15 protein-coding genes are annotated in these 16,445 nt (G+C 49.4%); 6 read left to right on the top strand and 9 right to left on the bottom strand.

Annotation, left to right across the window (positions count from 1 at the left end):
• The first annotated feature begins 2 nt into the window (after window positions 1-2).
• From MHM95_RS15125 to MHM95_RS15105, 5 genes are read left to right on the top strand one after another with little or no spacing between them, the layout of a single operon-like run.
• Entirely contained in the window at window positions 3-1,955 is a 1,953-nt protein-coding gene (locus MHM95_RS15125) for a heme lyase CcmF/NrfE family subunit (RefSeq protein ID WP_138547556.1), read from the top strand.
• Window positions 1,952-2,521, top strand: a complete 570-nt coding sequence (locus MHM95_RS15120) for a redoxin family protein (protein WP_045979862.1) — start codon at window positions 1,952-1,954, stop codon at window positions 2,519-2,521. The genes MHM95_RS15125 and MHM95_RS15120 overlap by 4 nt, the downstream gene beginning before the upstream one ends.
• On the top strand, window positions 2,518-2,979 hold the full coding sequence (locus MHM95_RS15115) for a cytochrome c-type biogenesis protein (RefSeq protein WP_022944764.1): 462 nt from the start codon (window positions 2,518-2,520) through the stop codon (window positions 2,977-2,979). The genes MHM95_RS15120 and MHM95_RS15115 overlap by 4 nt, the downstream gene beginning before the upstream one ends.
• Window positions 2,979-4,214 carry a c-type cytochrome biogenesis protein CcmI gene (gene ccmI / locus MHM95_RS15110; protein WP_152441052.1) on the top strand — a complete coding sequence of 412 codons (1,236 nt, stop codon included), beginning with the start codon at window positions 2,979-2,981 and terminating at the stop codon, window positions 4,212-4,214. Before MHM95_RS15115 ends, ccmI begins: the two co-directional genes overlap by 1 nt.
• A gap of 8 nt (window positions 4,215-4,222) precedes the next feature.
• Window positions 4,223-4,960 carry a VacJ family lipoprotein gene (locus MHM95_RS15105; protein ID WP_022944762.1) on the top strand — a complete coding sequence of 246 codons (738 nt, stop codon included), beginning with the start codon at window positions 4,223-4,225 and terminating at the stop codon, window positions 4,958-4,960.
• A 59-nt stretch (window positions 4,961-5,019) separates the two neighbouring features.
• Here the strand turns inward: MHM95_RS15105 and MHM95_RS15100 are convergent, their stop codons facing one another.
• Window positions 5,020-6,240: an HDOD domain-containing protein gene (locus tag MHM95_RS15100; protein ID WP_151172410.1), complete on the bottom strand. Its 1,221-nt coding sequence runs from the start codon at window positions 6,238-6,240 to the stop codon at window positions 5,020-5,022.
• 374 nt (window positions 6,241-6,614) lie between these two features.
• On the opposite strand from MHM95_RS15100, the gene putP reads away from it, so the two are divergent.
• Window positions 6,615-8,102 carry a sodium/proline symporter PutP gene (gene putP / locus MHM95_RS15095; protein WP_026111087.1) on the top strand — a complete coding sequence of 496 codons (1,488 nt, stop codon included), beginning with the start codon at window positions 6,615-6,617 and terminating at the stop codon, window positions 8,100-8,102.
• A 111-nt stretch (window positions 8,103-8,213) separates the two neighbouring features.
• On the opposite strand, the gene MHM95_RS15090 is transcribed toward putP, so the two are convergent.
• The 8 genes from MHM95_RS15090 to MHM95_RS15055 form a co-directional block, all read right to left on the bottom strand.
• Window positions 8,214-8,945: a DUF3379 family protein gene (locus MHM95_RS15090; RefSeq protein ID WP_045979857.1), complete on the bottom strand. Its 732-nt coding sequence runs from the start codon at window positions 8,943-8,945 to the stop codon at window positions 8,214-8,216.
• Window positions 8,938-9,462 (bottom strand): sigma-70 family RNA polymerase sigma factor, encoded by a 525-nt coding sequence (locus MHM95_RS15085; protein WP_257220993.1) that lies wholly within the window; start codon window positions 9,460-9,462, stop codon window positions 8,938-8,940. The genes MHM95_RS15090 and MHM95_RS15085 overlap by 8 nt, the downstream gene beginning before the upstream one ends.
• Before the next feature lie 141 nt (window positions 9,463-9,603).
• Complete coding sequence (locus MHM95_RS15080; RefSeq protein WP_239385688.1) at window positions 9,604-11,205, bottom strand: BatD family protein; 1,602 nt, start codon at window positions 11,203-11,205, stop codon at window positions 9,604-9,606.
• Complete coding sequence (locus MHM95_RS15075; RefSeq protein WP_239385687.1) at window positions 11,199-13,097, bottom strand: VWA domain-containing protein; 1,899 nt, start codon at window positions 13,095-13,097, stop codon at window positions 11,199-11,201. The genes MHM95_RS15080 and MHM95_RS15075 overlap by 7 nt, the downstream gene beginning before the upstream one ends.
• Window positions 13,094-14,089, bottom strand: a complete 996-nt coding sequence (locus tag MHM95_RS15070; protein WP_045979854.1) for a VWA domain-containing protein — start codon at window positions 14,087-14,089, stop codon at window positions 13,094-13,096. The genes MHM95_RS15075 and MHM95_RS15070 overlap by 4 nt, the downstream gene beginning before the upstream one ends.
• Window positions 14,082-14,513: a DUF4381 domain-containing protein gene (locus tag MHM95_RS15065; protein ID WP_239385686.1), complete on the bottom strand. Its 432-nt coding sequence runs from the start codon at window positions 14,511-14,513 to the stop codon at window positions 14,082-14,084. Before MHM95_RS15065 ends, MHM95_RS15070 begins: the two co-directional genes overlap by 8 nt.
• Window positions 14,514-15,479 (bottom strand): DUF58 domain-containing protein, encoded by a 966-nt coding sequence (locus MHM95_RS15060; RefSeq protein WP_239385685.1) that lies wholly within the window; start codon window positions 15,477-15,479, stop codon window positions 14,514-14,516.
• The gene (locus MHM95_RS15055) at window positions 15,479-16,435 is read right to left on the bottom strand and encodes a MoxR family ATPase (RefSeq protein WP_022944752.1); all 957 of its coding nucleotides are present in this window, start codon (window positions 16,433-16,435) and stop codon (window positions 15,479-15,481) included. The genes MHM95_RS15060 and MHM95_RS15055 overlap by 1 nt, the downstream gene beginning before the upstream one ends.
• Between the last annotated feature and the right edge of the window lie 10 nt (window positions 16,436-16,445).

Raw genomic sequence — 16,445 nt, 5'->3', positions numbered from 1 at the left:
TTATGATTCCAGAGCTCGGGTACTTTTCCCTAACCTTAGCAATGGTGCTGTGTGTACTGTTGTTTATATTTCCTTTGTGGGGCGCGCATACCGGTAATCTCAGGTTAATGCGTGCAGCTCCTTCTTTGGCTGTGGGCCAATTCATTTTTGTTCTGCTCTCTTTTGCGGCTCTTATTTACGCCAGTGTCACCGATGACTTTACCGTCGCCTACGTTGCTTACCACTCCAGTAGCACGCTACCTTGGTATTACAAAATAACCTCGACTTGGGGTGGCCATGAAGGCGCTATTTTATTATGGCTGGTCATGCAAGCAGGGTGGACAGCCGCAGTGGCGCTGATGTCTAAATCGTTACCATGGCCGCTGCGCGCCCGGGTGCTCGGCGTACTTGGGTTCTTAGCGGTTGGCTTTATGCTTTATACCTTATTGATGTCGAGCCCGTTTGAACGCTTATTACCTTACTTTCCAGTAGAAGGGCGCGATCTTAATCCTTTGCTGCAAGACCCTGGCATGATTATTCACCCGCCATTGCTGTATATGGGCTATGTGGGTTTATCTGTCTCTTTCTCATTTGCCATTGCCGCACTGTTGACCGGTCAACTAGATAATTTGTGGGCCAAGTGGTCTCGTCCTTGGACGATGGCTGCCTGGGGCTTTTTGACTCTCGGTATCACTATTGGTAGCTGGTGGGCTTATGCTGAACTTGGCTGGGGGGGCTGGTGGTTCTGGGATCCAGTAGAAAACGCCTCACTGATGCCGTGGCTGGTGGCCACCGCATTATTGCACTCTTTGGCGACCACGGAAAAACGTGGCATCTTTAAGTCATGGACTGTGCTATTGGCTATCGCAGCGTTCTCGCTGAGTTTACTAGGTACCTTTATCGTGCGTTCAGGGATCATCGTCTCGGTGCACGCGTTCGCGTCAGACCCAGATCGCGGTATGTTTATTTTGGCGTTTTTAGCCATCGTCGTCGGTGGCGGCTTGTTGCTGTATGCTCTGCGTGCAGGGCAGGTACAAAGTGAGGGACGTTATAGCCTATTCTCCCGTGAAGTGGCACTGTGGCTAAACAATATTTTACTGGTGGTGGCAACCCTTATTGTCCTGCTTGGCACGTTGCTCCCTATGGTGCACAAGGAGCTCGGCCTTGGGTCTATTTCCATCGGTGAACCGTTCTTCAATCAGATGTTCAGTTATTTAATCGTGCCTTTTGCCTTGTTATTAGGCGCCGCACCACTGCTACGCTGGAAGCAGAATAAGTTTAGCCAAGTGGCACGTAAGTATGGCCTTGGGCTAGTCCTGACACTGATCGCGACACCGGTGTGGCTGTATAGCAGCTTCGATAACGTCAGTGCCTTGACGCTACTGGCCACCGGCCTTGGAGTGTGGGTGTTAATCATGAGCGCCCAAGACCTATTATTAAAAGTGTCACAAGCCAACAGTGTGGCCACTGGCATTAAGCGCCTCGGTTTGAGCTATTGGGCGATGCTGCTAGGCCATGTCGGTCTTGCCTTAGTCGTGATCTCGGTCACCCTAACATCGGCTTATTCCACCGAACGAGACGTGCGCGTTGAGCCCGGTGAGCAAGTTGCCTTAGGTGGCTATGAATTCCGTTTTGATGGTGTTAAAGCCATTCGCGGCCCCAATTACAGTGGTCACGCTGGCGTTGTCACTGTGTTTGATGGCGATGAAGTGGAAGCCGTATTACATGCAGAAAAACGCCGCTATGACATCGGCATGCAGTTTATGACCGAGGCTGCGGTTGACCCAGGTTTTACCCGCGATTTATACCTGGCCCTTGGTGAGCAATTAAGCGGTAACGCATGGTCTTTACGCTTGTACCATAAACCTTATGTGCGGGTAATGTGGCTAGGTGGGATATTAATCTCCTTAGCTGGGTTTGTTGTGTTGTTCGATAGACGCTATCGCCGTCGCGTGCGTAAGGAAGGTCAGTCATGAGTAAAAAGTGGATAGTGATTACGCCGTTATTAGTTTTCGTGCTGTTATGCGGTTTTTTACTCAAAGGCCTTTTTTCGGATCCGCGCGAATTACAAAGCGGTCGCGTGAATCAGCCTTTGCCGGCCTTTGACTTGCCTGATCTCATGGATCCAGATAAACGCTGGACCAATGCCGACCTGCAAGGGCAAACCTATTTACTCAACGTTTGGGGCACTTGGTGTCCTACCTGCTTGGCGGAGCTGGGTTATTTGACCGAGTTACGCGAGCAGGGAGTTAGTATTGTTGGTTTGTATTATGAGCAAGGCTACGATCCTGATTTTGACGGTCAATTTAACCTCGCTGCTTTGCAGCAAGAAGTGCGTGATATGTTGGCCCGAGCAGGCGACCCATATCAATTCAACATGCTTGATCTAGATCGCCAATTTCTTCTTGATTTAGGCGTTTCAGGTGCGCCCGAAACCTTCCTAATTAATAGCGAGGGGAAAGTGCTTGTGCATCATACCGGCGACATTAACCAACGTGTGTGGCGCGCTAAGTTCGCACCCTTAATGCAGGAGGCGCAATGAGATATTTACTATTAGCCATAGTACTGATGTTGGCGCTGCCAGCACTTGCTGTGGAGGAAAAGTACGATTTTGCTAATGACGACCAGGCACAGCTGTTTTCAGAGCTAACCAAAGAGCTACGCTGTCCAAAGTGCCAAAATCAAAACATCGCTGACTCTGATGCCGTGGTGGCCAAAGATTTACGCGATAAAGTCGAAGAGCTCGTTAAAGAGGGTCAAAATAAAGACCAAGTGATTGATTATATGATCGATCGTTACGGTTACTTTGTGCACTATCAGCCGCCAGTCACCCCAGCGACCATTTTATTATGGATCTTGCCAGGGCTGATCGTTATTGCAGGCTTAGCTTTTATTGTTTTACGGCAAAAGAAAGCGGCGCAAAAAGCAAGTTGGTCAGCGGCCGATGAGCAAAAACTGCAGCAACTTATCAAGCAATATCAGCGTAAGGAGTCAGCGTAATGCTTACTATGTGGGGGGGCTTTGCTGCCCTGATTATTATTGCTTTAGCGTTTGTCTGCTGGCCGTTTTTTCGACGTTTTCAGGCACAGAGTAATTCAGGCGTGAATGCGCAGCGTATCGACATTTTCAATCAACGTCAGCAAGAGCTTGCAGACGAACTCGCCATGGAGCGCATCTCACAAAGCAGTTTTGACGAGTCCATGGTTGAGCTGAAGCGTCGTTTGCTGAATGATTTATCACCTGAACAACAGCTACATGGCCGAGGTAATAACCGTATTTTGGCGCTAACAGGGGTGCTCTTTGTGATGGTCCTCAGTGGCGTGTTTTACTACTTTACTGGCAGTTATCAGCAGCTAAAGAGCTGGGAGCAGGCTATTGAACAACTGCCTGAGTTAGGTGAGCGTGCGGTGATGGGCAAAGGTGAACCATTGTCGGCCAACGAGCGACAAGCGTTATTACTCGGGCTTCGTACCCGCTTGGCACAAGATGGCGATGATGCCGTTGCCTGGCTGATGTTAGGACGCGTTGCTATGACTCTGGACGAGTTTGAAATGGCCACTCAAGCTTTTGATAAAGTATTGGCCATGGACCCAGACAACTTAGGCGCTAAAGTCAGCTACGCACAAGCGCTGTTGGTACGGGGTAACGACAGCAGTATGACGCAGGCAGCAAAGTTACTCTCGCAAGTGTTGCAGCAGCAGCCGCAAAACATGGATGCGATTTCCATGTTGGCGCTGATAGCCTACGAGCGCCAAGATTGGCTTGAAGCAAAAAGTGCCTTTGAGCTTATTTTATCGTCCATGCGTCAAGACGACCCGCGTTATGCCATGGTGGCGCAGCGCATCGATGAAATCGAGCAACGCATTAGCCAATCGCAGCAAAGCTCCGGCGAGGAAATAACGGTTGCTGTCGCGCTGGCCGATAAAGTTAAAGATCGCATCCCCCATCAAGCGATTTTGTTTGTCTATGCTAAAGCTGCTTCCGGGCCACCTATGCCTCTGGCAGTAAAGCGTTTTTCTGAATTTTCATTGCCAATGACGGTGACATTATCGCAAGCGGATGCGATGATGGCGGAATTAACATTGGCTCAATTTGAGCAAGTGCAAATCATCGCTCGTATCTCCAAAGATGGTGATGTCGCCATTGCCAGCGGCGAATTACAAGGACAGTCTGGTGTGATTGACCAGCAGCAACAGAAGCAAGTGGACGTGCTTATCGACACTTTGATTCAGTAGGAAGTGACATGTTAAAGAAGACTTTTATAACGCTTGTAGCGTTAGTACTCAGTGCCTGTGCCCAGGTTCCTCCAGAAAAAGAGGATCCGCGCGATCCGCTACAAAGCCTGAACCGACCATTGTATGACTTTAATATGGATGTGTTGGATGCTTACATTTTGCGTCCAGTTGCAGTGGGTTATGTGGAAGTAACGCCAGCGCCTGTTCGTCGTTCGGTGGTGAACTTTACCGACAATATCAGCGCGCCAACCGATGCTATTAACGCAGCACTGCAAGGTAAAGCGGATCACACCGGCATAAGCATTGCGCGCTTTTTAGTCAATACCACAGTAGGTATAGGGGGATTATTTGACGTGGCTTCATCCCTGGGGTTGGAGTATGTTGATGAGGACTTTGGTCAAACCTTAGGGGTTTGGGGAGTAGGTGATGGAGCCTATGTGATGATCCCAGGCATGGGGCCGAGCACCGCACGTAACGTAACCGGCGATATTGTGGATAATGTGGTATTGCCTGAAATCGCTCTGACCACACCACAAACTATTTTAGTGTTTGCTTTGAAGGCCGTGGAGGCGCGAGCTTCATTGATCCCCCAAGAGAGCTTGCTAAATGAGTCGCTGGACCCTTATACCTTTATGAAAGATATTTACTACCAGCGCCAGTTGTATGAGCTATATGACGGCAATCCGCCTATAGAGGAAGAGCCTGAAGCGCAAGACTACGACGATGACTTTTTGGAGAACCTCTAGTCGATTAGCGCGAACAGCGAATAATAAAAAAGCCGGCAATTTGCCGGCTTTTTCAATTATTACATAATGGCTTGCATTTGCTCGTTGGCCCAATGAATTGCCTCGTGATAGGCATCGGGCACTTTGTTGGCATCCAGTTTCATTTCTTCTACTGTTGCGTTAGCTTGTTGCCACTGGGCGTGCTCATAATATTTTACCAAGGTGATATAGCCCGCAAGTACGCCTTCGTTGTCGCGCAGCGCCGCTTTTATATCATTGGCCAAAGGCAAACGTTCAACAACCGCTGCCATATCTTGGTCTAAAATCGCGTCTAACAGAGACATCATGCCGGTTAAGAATGCACGTCCTGGGTCACCTGCATTTTGGTGCTGCTCTGCTAATACCTCGGCAAAACGGGCGCGGGTAAGGGATAAGCGCATCAGTTCGGCAGGTTTGTCTGAAGACAGTTGCGCGGTGAACAGCAGCGATAAAAACTTTTTAATCTCTTTGGCACCGAGCACCACGAGCGCTTGCTTAATGGTGGATACCTCAGCGCGGCGTTTAAACATGGCGGAATTGGAATAGCGCAACAACTTGTAAGAGAGGTTAACGTCGCGTTCAAACACCTTAGTGACTTTTTCCAAATCCATTTCACTGGTTGATGTTTCGTATAGCAACTCGGCAAGCGTCAACTCCGAGGGCGGCAATGCCTTACTTTGTACCATCTCAGGCTTAGAGAAGAAGAAGCCTTGGAAGTAGCTAAAACCAAGATCGAGCGCGTGCTGGTACTGCTCATAAGTTTCTACCTTCTCAGCCAACAGCTTGATATTAGGGAAGCCTTTAATCGCAGCGACCACTTCTTGTATTTCTTGTTCGCTGTTTTCTAGGTAGTCGATTTTAATAATATCGATAAAAGGGAAGAAGTGACGCCAGACGTTTTGATGCTTATAGTCATCAAGGGCAATGGTATAGCCTTGCTCTTTCAGGTCTTGTACTAGGGCTAGCAGACGTTTGCCAGGTTGCACGGTCTCGAGTATTTCAACGACAATTTCGTCAGTGCCCATCATGGTGGCATACCCTTTACTGAGCGTTTCCAAAGTAAAGTTGATATAAGCCGGCTTATTGTCGGTTAGCTCTTCAAGGCCAAAGGTAAACTGACTTCCTTCGATAAGCTTAGAGGTGGCTTCATCACCATTAATTTGTGGGAACACATTGGCTAAGCCATCGCGGAACAACAGTTCGTAGCCGACCAGTGTTTTCTCTCTATCCAGAATGGGCTGACGCGCAGCGTAAAAATTCATTTATTGGCACTTCCAAAAATACGTTGCTAATTGCTTAACAATATATGAAAAATCTAGGTTGTTTTCATTAATAATTATACTTTTTTGTGAGCTAAGTGCGCAAATGTGACGTTGAAACCATCATATGTATCAAATATTTAATACATAAGTATGGATATCGCACTAATTGGAGTTGCGGGTCAGGGCCATGCTATAGTGGTGTGAGCGTACGTTGTGATAAAAATACACTGCAACGTCGTTAGGGTATGCTGACCTTTGCTGCAAAAACAGGCAGCAAAGGTCAACGCGCCTAAGTAATAATAACAACATTCTTCGCCCAATCTGTGCTTCGTGCGGCTTTTGGGGTGAAGCTCAGCGCTAAGTTGGAGGCTAAATTGGAAGTAGGTACGATAATTTCTCTTGCTCTGTATTTCATCGTTATGCTCGGCATCGGTCTGTATGCATACAAGAAATCAACGGATGATGTATCAGGGTACATGTTAGGTGGGCGTAATCTTAGACCCAGTGTAGCAGCGCTTTCTGCAGGTGCTTCTGACATGAGCGGTTGGATATTGATGGGCTTGCCTGGCGCTATGTTCTTAACTGGCTTTAGTGCTACCTGGATTGCCATAGGATTGGTGATCGGTGCTTGGGCTAACTACCTATTAGTGGCGCCGCGCTTACGTGTGTATACCGAGCGGGCCAATGATGCGATAACCATTCCTGATTACTTTGCTAACCGTTTTAACGATTCCAAAAACGCGCTGCGCGTGGTGTCTGCGGTGGTGATCATCGTGTTTTTCACCTTATATACCTCTTCAGGCGTTGTCGCTGGCGGTAAACTGTTTGAAAGCTCGTTCGGTTTATCCTATGAAATGGGCTTATATGTGACCACCGGCGTGGTCGTATTGTATACCTTATTTGGCGGCTTTTTAGCTGTGAGCCTAACTGACTTTGTGCAAGGCTGCATTATGTTCTTAGCGCTCATTATCGTGCCTTTTGTTACCTATACCTTACTTGAGCAGCCTCTACCTGCCACGCTTGAACAGGTAAATCCGGATATGCTTGAGTGGGTGGGGACCGGCTCAGTACTAGGAATTATTTCGGCTATGGCGTGGGGTCTGGGTTACTTCGGTCAGCCCCATATCATCGTACGCTTTATGTCAGTTCGTGGTTTGAAAGATATTCGCGTTATGCGCCGTATTGGTATGTCGTGGATGATTGTTGCTGCGGTAGGTGCAGTGGCAACAGGTTTATGCGGTGCTGCTTATAGCTATGAGAAAGGTATTACCGTTGAAGATGCGGAAACCATTTTCCTCATTTTATCTCAATTGCTATTCCACCCACTGGTGGCCGGATTCTTATTAGCAGCTATCTTAGCGGCTATCATGAGTACCATTTCCTCGCAGCTATTAGTGAGTTCCAGCTCGCTGACAGAAGACTTCTACAAGATTTACATCAAACGTGATGCCTCAGAAAAAGAGCTTGTGCTCGTGGGTCGCATCAGCGTGCTACTGGTTGCACTGTGTGCCATCTACCTTGCATATGACCGCGATAGCTCGATTTTATCGTTGGTGAGTAACGCTTGGGCCGGTTTTGGTGCGGCGTTCGGTCCGCTAGTATTATTTAGCTTGTATTGGCGCCGTATGAACCTTCCAGGCGCGCTTGCAGGTATGATTGTTGGTGCGGCTACAGTGCTATTCTGGATTTACGCGCCTGTTAAGATTGATGGTCAGTCACTAAGCGACTGGATGTATGAAATCGTCCCAGGCTTTATTCTTGCGAGTATCGCTATTGTTGCAGTATCGCTGGCGACTAAAGAGCCCAGCGAAGCACTGACAGATACCTTTGATAAGGTTGAGGCAGAGCTGCAAGAAGGCTAATCCCTGAGAATTAGAGATAGTAAAAGGCCACCCTTAGCGGGTGGCCTTTTTTGTGTCTTTGAGCTGTCCTAAGTAGCGTTGAGGGTATTTAGTAACAGCAACCCTAGTTCGCTAATTCCAACGCAGTGATTGGTTTATCCGTGCCTGGTATTCATCCACTGGCGCTTGCGCCATAGCCACCAGTATGGCGTCTCCTTGAGGGAAGTGTGAAACGCGTCCAGCGAAGCGCTGATCATTAAAATGAACATCACCGAGATAATCGTTCGCAGAGGGGACGATAAATACCGTCATCGGCCCGAAATCCGATTGAAAAACTAGGTGCAAACCTTTTTGCCCTTTGAAATTACAGTAACGAGCGTAGGTGATAGCCCCAGGTAACTCATCAAGGTGGCCGCCAAGTTCAGAGAGTCGTAAATTGACCTCATCCAAGGCTATTTCCTCATTTACGCTCAGTGCGTCAATTTCATGATAAACATGTGCCAAGGCGTGCTCACCAATAGATAACGTTGGCGACATCAGGTGATACAACACCCCAGTAAAGGCGATAACCACAGACGCAGCTATGGCGATATACCAAGGCGTTTTTGGTTTAGTCTGCTTCGCTGCGGGGTTATTGCCCGAGCGTTGATCGCTTTGCTCCCCCATGGTTTGGTTAAAAATAATTTTATCAGCCAAATTATCGGGTACAGGTACCTGCATCGCCTCAACAAGCTCTTTATCAAGCTGTTTTAACTCATTAACTAATTGTTTGCGCTCAGGACTTTGCTCTGCAAACTCAAGCACGTCCTTGTCTTTGGTGTTTGGATGAGCAAAAAGGCGCCGGCGAAATTCTAATTCATCCATTTGGAGCCCCTTTCATAGGTTCAGTGGTTCGAGTGAGTGCGCTTTTAAGCTGATTTCTAGCTCGATATAAGCGCGTCATAACCGTGTTTTTGTTTAAGCCGAGGATTTGCGCAATTTCATCGCCGCTGCAGCCACCAATCACTTGTAGGATTAACGGTTCACGGTATTCTTGCGCAAGCTCCATAATACGTCGTTGGACAACGGTCATTTCCATTTCGTCATCTAAAGAAGTGCTGCGTTCGTCGCAGAGGGTGTCTTGTTCGACATCACTGTAATCAAACTGCTTGCGTTCAAAGCGGCGAGCATTTTCTCGTCGCAAAATAGTAAACAGCCACGACTTAGCAGCGTTCTGATCGACTAATGAATCTAATGAACGCCATGCTCGTAAAAAAGTTTCTTGGACCAGGTCTTCAGCCACACTAGGGTCTTTGCAAAGCCAATAGGCAAAGCGGTAGAGCTCTTTGTGGTATACCTGCACCAGCGCCTCATAGCGCTTTTGTTTATCTGCCATGCCCATTAAGACCTCCGACAGCAATAAAACATTTCACTTAACGGGAAATTTATTTGCTCAAGGCAATATTAAGCGCCTGCAGAGCAGGCGCTTAAAGACGGTTGCAGTGATTTGCAGTTGCCACTCGCAGTGAAGCGAACTAATGCCTTAATACAAGGAGTCTAGTTCAGTTTGTTGCTTTTGCTGCATGCTCACGGGTGTGTTAATACCTTGCGCAATCAAAGAGTAGTCAACCACGGTCTCGTCATGGCTATAGAGTTGCTGGCGCAACTTGGTAAGTTCTTGGCGGGCATTTTCAGGCCAATGGCTTTGCCATTGGTGAAGTGAGCTTTTGTTCGCTTTGGCATGCGCATCTAGGGCGCGATAGAGCTCCTGCGGGTTTTGCGCTTTAAGCGCGCGCTGCACAGCCTGCAAATTACCCTTTGCTGTTTTAGGCTGAGGTTTGGTGCTGCTCGGTGCTAAAGGCTGAGTACGTTGACGTTGCCACCACCATGCTGCCATAGTCAGTAGCCACAGCACATAACCTGGTATCGCCCATAGCAAGCTTACATCAGAGTGCGTGGGTGGCGCGCTAACATCGTTAGTTGCGGTGGTTTGCGGAGCATCACTAGGGGAGGGGGCGGCCGTGGTGCTGGCCTCGCCAACCACGGTAATGGTTTTTTTTGCTACTTTGGCTATCTGCGCGCGTCCTGTAACGGTATTAAACCAAGGCACCTCGATTGCTGGCAGCGTATAGGTGCCAGGCTGTTGAGGCACATAGGCAATGGATGTGGTGGTTTGAGCAATAATACGACCATCGCGAATAAGATGCGTGCGTTCGGATTGATCGGGGTAGCTGCGCACGTTTTCAAGGTCTGGGCTGGTTAAATCCGGCAGTTGCTCTTTGGTGGTATTCAAAGCCGTCAGTGTCAGCGTTCGAGTGATGGGGGTGCCCACCTGGACTTGTTCATCAGCGCCTTGCCACTGTTCACTTAAATCCACCAACTCACTTGGCAACCATGTGCCATTAATGCCTTCGGGCATGGGCTTCACATCAACCAATGTATTTGTGGCACTGGCACTGACTGCCATAGCACGGTAGTTTTTACGCACTTTGCCGTTTAAGCGTGGCGCTTGTAACTCAAAGGTGCCACTTTTTTGTGGTTGTACTAAGTAGTCGCGTTGGATCACTAGGTAGCGCCGCCCATCAATGACTTCTTGGCTCTCTCGCTGCTTGCCCATTTGCGTAATATTGGCGTTTTCCATACTCGGCGCGGCCAGTGAACCATCAATTAAATCAACACCTAAGTAAAGTTTGACGGTATAAACCCCGGCTTGCTGCACATACAGTGACTGCGGGGTGAGCTCGGTTTTAATAAAGGCGGTGCTATCGTCAAGACTGCTGTTGGCGTTGTTAACCACTTTTAGAGTGAATGGCTCTGAGCTCACGCCATTAATAGTAAACGCCGGGATTTCATAATTACCCGCTTCACGTGCCATCAGCTCGATTTGCCATGTAGATTGTCGGCTTACGGCACCATTGATAATACGTGTTTGGTTACTACGAGACATAGGGCCAACCACAAAGTCATCAAGCAGCGCTTGAGTATCGGGTTGGCTGTTGTTGACCGTATCATCGGCTTTGATGGTTATAGCGAAATACTCACCGGCAAGCACAGGGTTTTTATCGACACTGGCGGTAAGCTTAGTGAGCGCCAAAACGGGCATTGCTAAGCAGGTGAGTGCGATGAAGAAGGCGGTTCTTACCATGATTTTTCAACTCCTTGTGGTAAGCGGCGATAACGTTGTCTTTTTCTTGATTCAAGTTGCATTTTATTGCGCAGCAGAATTTCAGGGTCGTCAGGGATCTTGCGCAATAACTGATTCAACTGCTGGGCGCGCTCGCGCTCCTCAGGCGTCAGCTCACTGGCTTGTGCCGCCAGTTGTTGCTCTGTGCCCTGCTGATCACCTTGCTGTTGCTGCATTTGCTGAGCTTGTTGCTGTTGTTCAGCACTTTGCGCTTTATCGCCTTGTTGCTGCTCGCCATTTTGGCGTTGCTGCTGTTGCTGCGACTGCTCACTGTCGCTTTGTTTAGACTCAGACTCGGTGGGTTGTTGCCCACTCGATTCATCGTTTGCTTGGGCACTGTTTTGCGGGTCATTGTTGTTTGCGTCGTTACGCTGACCGGCGCTTTGTTGTTGCCCTTGTTGTGACTGTTGTTGCTCACCTTGCTGCTGATTATCGTTGTCTTGCTCTGTTTGCTGCTTATTTTGTGAGGAATCTTGTTCGTTATTTCCTTGTTGTGATTCCTGTTGCTGTTGTTGGCGCATTTGTTCAACTAATGCTTTGTTCCGTGCAGCCGATTCGAGCTCAGGATTTTTTTCCAGCGCTTGCTGATAACGCTCAATTGCCTCATCAAGTTGCCCTAATTGCGCCAGGGCGTTGCCTTGGTTGTACAGCCCTTGCGCTGAATTGTCTGAAGCAAAGGCATCAAGAGCGCCTTGGTAATCCTGTTGTTGATATTTTGCTGCTCCGGCTATCAGCGGGTTTTCAGTTTGGCTGGCCTGATCATAGGCCTCGTTCTGATAAGCGGATAGGGCGTTTTGCTGTTCGTTGTTAAACCAGCTCTGCCACTGCGCCGCATAGGCCTTAGGTTGTGGCAGTAGCACCATAAAGGCGCACAGTACTAAAGCGCGACGGCCCATTAGCCATAACATTAACGGCACGATTAGCAGGGTTAAATAGATGCCGGCATCAATGCGCCATAAGGTCTGTTTATTGTCCTGTTGCAATTCTTGCTGCGGTTGCTCGGTGCTCTGCAGTACCGAGAGGTTTGCCGCACTTGCTTGATAGCGTAATAATTTTCCGTTGCCGGCTTGGGCCAAGCGCTGGAGACGTGAAAAGTCGGTGGTAGGGATAACGATTTGCCCGTACTGATCTTTAAGAAAACCCCCATCTGGCAAGTTAATCGGAGCACCCTCGGCAGTACCTATGGCATAAATATGTAAGCGATAGTCATGACTGGCGAGCCAATCACGGACATCCGCTTCTTCATCGGCATCTATGCCATCGCTCAGTAAGATCACATCGCCACGTGCATAGCCTGCTTGGCTGAGTAACTCTTGTGCCTGTGTCAGACCAGCAAGCACATTACTGCCTTGTCCGGGCATAATATCTGGGCTGAGACTGGGAATCAGATTGGTCAACGTCTGACTATCTGAGGTTAAGGGCGAAATTGTATAGGCATCATTGGCGTAAGCAACCAGCGCAGTTTCTCCTTCGGTGAACAAATCCACCATATCCAGAGCTTTATAGCGTGCTTGTTGTAGCCGGCTTGGGGCGATATCGGTGCTATACATTGAGCGCGACATATCCATGACTAACACCCGGGCCATTTTGCTTTGATAGACTGGCACCTCTTTTTTGCTAAAGCTTGGGCCGGCAATCGCCACTACCATCAAGGCCATAAGCAAAGTACTTAATACATGACTAGGTGCTCGCTTTTGCTGGCCTTGACTCAGGACCTGTGTCGCCAAGTGCAGAGCAATAAGTTGGCTATTACTAGGTTGGCGTTTGCTCCCAGTGAGTCGCCAGAGCATGTACAAAGCCACCACTATCAGCAACCACAATGCATCGGGGCGAATAAACGTAAACTCGGTCATGCATCACCTACTACAGCTTGCTGCTTCAGTTGTCGCCATAAAGCAGCCAAAAATAACATCAATAAAGCGCCGCTCAGGGGCAGGTAAAACAAGGCATCCACTGGGCGGAATGTTTGCTCTTGCTCAGCTTGTGGCTCGAGCGCATCCAATTCTTTATAAATATTGGCCAAACTTTGGGTGTCTGTGGCGCGAAAATACTGACCGCCGGTCTGCTCTGCAATGGTTTTTAGCAGCGATTCGTCGAGCATGGCCCCAGAGCTGCCAAGCATAGAGAACAACCCGCCTTGGTTGCGGCCATCTGCGCCCACACCCACGGTATAGACTTTGACGCCGGCGTCTTTGGCCAAAATAAGCGCCTCTTCGGGTTTCAGATTACCAGCGGTGTTTTGGCCATCGGTGAGTAAGATCACTACCTTGTTTGATTGTGACTTTTCATTAAAACGCTTTACCGACAGTCCAAGGGCATCACCAATGGCGGTGGCACGTCCTACTAAACCAATTTGTGATTCTTCGAGCATTTGCGCCACGGTGTCAACGTCGCGTGTTAGTGGCGTTTGTAAAAACGCGGTGTCAGCAAATAAAATAAGTCCTAGCTGATCGCCACGGCGTTGGCTAATAAACTCACTGAGCACCGCTTTAACGACACTAAGGCGGTCGACGAATCGCCCTTGATAAGCCATATCTTGCTCACGCATTGACCCAGATAAGTCCACCGCCAGCATAATGTCACGGCCTGGCTCTGAGAGAGTGATGGGTTCACCACGAAACACCGGATTGGCAGCACTGGCCACGACCAGCGCCCAGACAATTGCGAGCAACCAGTGCGGCCACTTGCGGCTGGGCGTGACCTTGGTATTGGTCATTCCCATGTGTGCCAATGCGTGAATGCGCAGCATCAAGGTGCTATGGTGTTTTTGTTTGCCAGCGATGAGCGCAATAAGCCAAGGCAAAGGCAGCAGGGCAAAAGCCCAGGGCCAAGCAAATTCAAACATCGATGCGCTCCTTGGTTTTAAATTGCTTTATGGCTTGGTGCAGCTTGTTTTTTAGCTCATCGCTTACCGCTCTAGGCTGATATAACTGCTGCAACTCCCGGGCGTTAAAATCAATATCACTTAATAGAGTCAATACTTGGCTCCAGCGCTCGGCACTGAGCGCCGCTACACGCGTACCATAGTAATGTTTGCCTAACCGTTTGAGCAGTTGATGCAAACGGGCGGCATCTTGGCTCTGCGCCAAGCGCAGTGCTTCGCGTTTGGCGCGGTTATGGCGGCGTTGACGCACATACAGGGCCAGCGCCAATACCGCAGCGATCAACAGCACAGCAGCGATAATCCACCAGGCGGGGCCAGGCGGCCAAGCACTTACCTGCTCAGGGACCATGACATCGTCTAATTGAGAAAGGGGATTGCCTTGCATTTATGCACTCCGAAGCGAAAATTGTTGCTCAAGGGCACTGGCAGCGGAAATCTCGACCAGTGAGTGGCAATGGCGAGATAAACGCTGTAGGCGCTGCGAGTCAAATTGCTGTGCTTGGCGATGATAGCGGCGGCGAAAGTGGGCATCATCCAGGGCCAAACTTATTTTACCCCGGCCGGTGTCAACGTTGATGGTGTCATTGAATTGTGGCAGTTGGCGCTCGAACGGGTCGCTAATGACACCGGCCACCACTTCACAATGGCGTGCCAGGTGCTGCAGTTGACGTTCTATGGCATCGCCGTATTCATCGTTGAGCTCAACAAAGTCACTGAGCAAATACACCACACTGCCTGGCTTGGCTAATTGGTTCATGCGTTGCAACTGGCTGAGCAGGTTCCCGGCGTGTACTTGCTCGCCAATGTCTGCGTGCTGCATGTCTTGCATTGCATGAAGTACCCTCAATACCGCTTTGTCACGGCTTTGTGGGCGAAACTCATGGTGCTGCTGTTCGTTAAATACTAAGGCGCCAAGTTTATCGCCGCGTTTACACGCCGACCAAGCCACCAGCGCAGCCACATGAGCGGCTTGCACCGATTTGAATACAAACTGTGAGCCAAACTGCATCGACGAGCTAAGATCGACCATTAGCAACACAGGGCGTTCTTTTTCCTCTTGAAAAAGCTTGGTGTGCGCTTCGCCAGTACGAGCGGTGACACGCCAGTCGATACTGCGCACATCATCGCCTTGTTGGTAATGGCGCACCTCAGCAAACTCCATACCACGGCCTTTGTGCGGCGCCAGATACTGACCACTTAGCGGGCTGCGTAAACGCTTTTGCACCGCCAAATCCAACAGCTGGGTTTTGCTTTTATAATATGTCAGCTCTTTCAGTGACAGGCTATGACCATTGCTGTGCAGCTTTTCAAGCCAGTACGCCACTGAGTGAGTGGGGGCCTGATTGTTCATTAGGGCACAGCCACTCGCTCAAGAATGTGCTGCAGCACTTGGTCTTTGGTGATGCCATCGGCTTGCGCTTCATAACTTAAAATGATGCGATGGCGCAGCACGTTATGGAACACCGCTTGAATATCTTCGGGGCTGACAAAGTCACGACCCTCTAGCCAAGCATGGGCCCGCGCAGCACGGTCAAGGGCTATGGTGGCACGGGGGCTGGCACCATATTCTAGCCAGCTAGCAAGCTGGTCATCCAGTTGCTTGCCATCGCGAGTCGCCATAATGAGTTGCACTAGGTACTGCTCCAACGGCTCGGCTAAGTGCAAGGCTAATACTTCCTTGCGCGCGGCAAATAAATCCGCCTGGGTGAGCGGCTCAATACGGGCGTGTTCCCCCTCAAGTGCTTCGCCGCGCGTCAGCCGTAAAATGGCGAGCTCGGAGTCCGCATCGGGGTAGTCAATATTAAGGTGTAGTAGGAACCGGTCAAGCTGAGCTTCGGGCAGTGGGTAGGTGCCTTCTTGCTCTAGCGGATTTTGCGTCGCCATTACCATAAACAGCTGCTCTAGCGGATAGGTGTTTTTACCCACGGTAATTTGCCGCTCTGCCATGGCTTCTAATAATGCCGATTGCACTTTTGCTGGTGCCCGGTTTATTTCGTCGGCTAACACTAAGTTATGGAAAAGCGGGCCTGGCTCAAATACAAATTCGCTGGTTTGCTGACGATAGATATCGGTTCCAGTAACATCTGAGGGCAGTAGGTCAGGGGTGAACTGAATGCGTTGAAAACTCCCCTCCAACCCTTTGGCCAGCGCATTAACAGCCCGCGTTTTGGCAAGCCCAGGTGGCCCTTCCACCAATAAGTGACCATCAGCGAGAACAGCAATTAATAATGCTTGAGTCAAATGGGGTTGGCCGATAATTTCGCTATCGAGGTAGGTTTTTAATTGTGCAAACTTAGCAACTGCCATAAGTGTACGT

The sequence above is a fragment of the Pseudoalteromonas sp. CnMc7-15 genome (genome assembly GCF_022347925.1).
Classification (GTDB): Bacteria; Pseudomonadota; Gammaproteobacteria; order Enterobacterales; family Alteromonadaceae; genus Pseudoalteromonas; species Pseudoalteromonas ruthenica.
The sequence above is the reverse complement of the archived record's forward strand: the minus strand, read 5'-3'. Positions and strand labels throughout refer to the sequence as shown.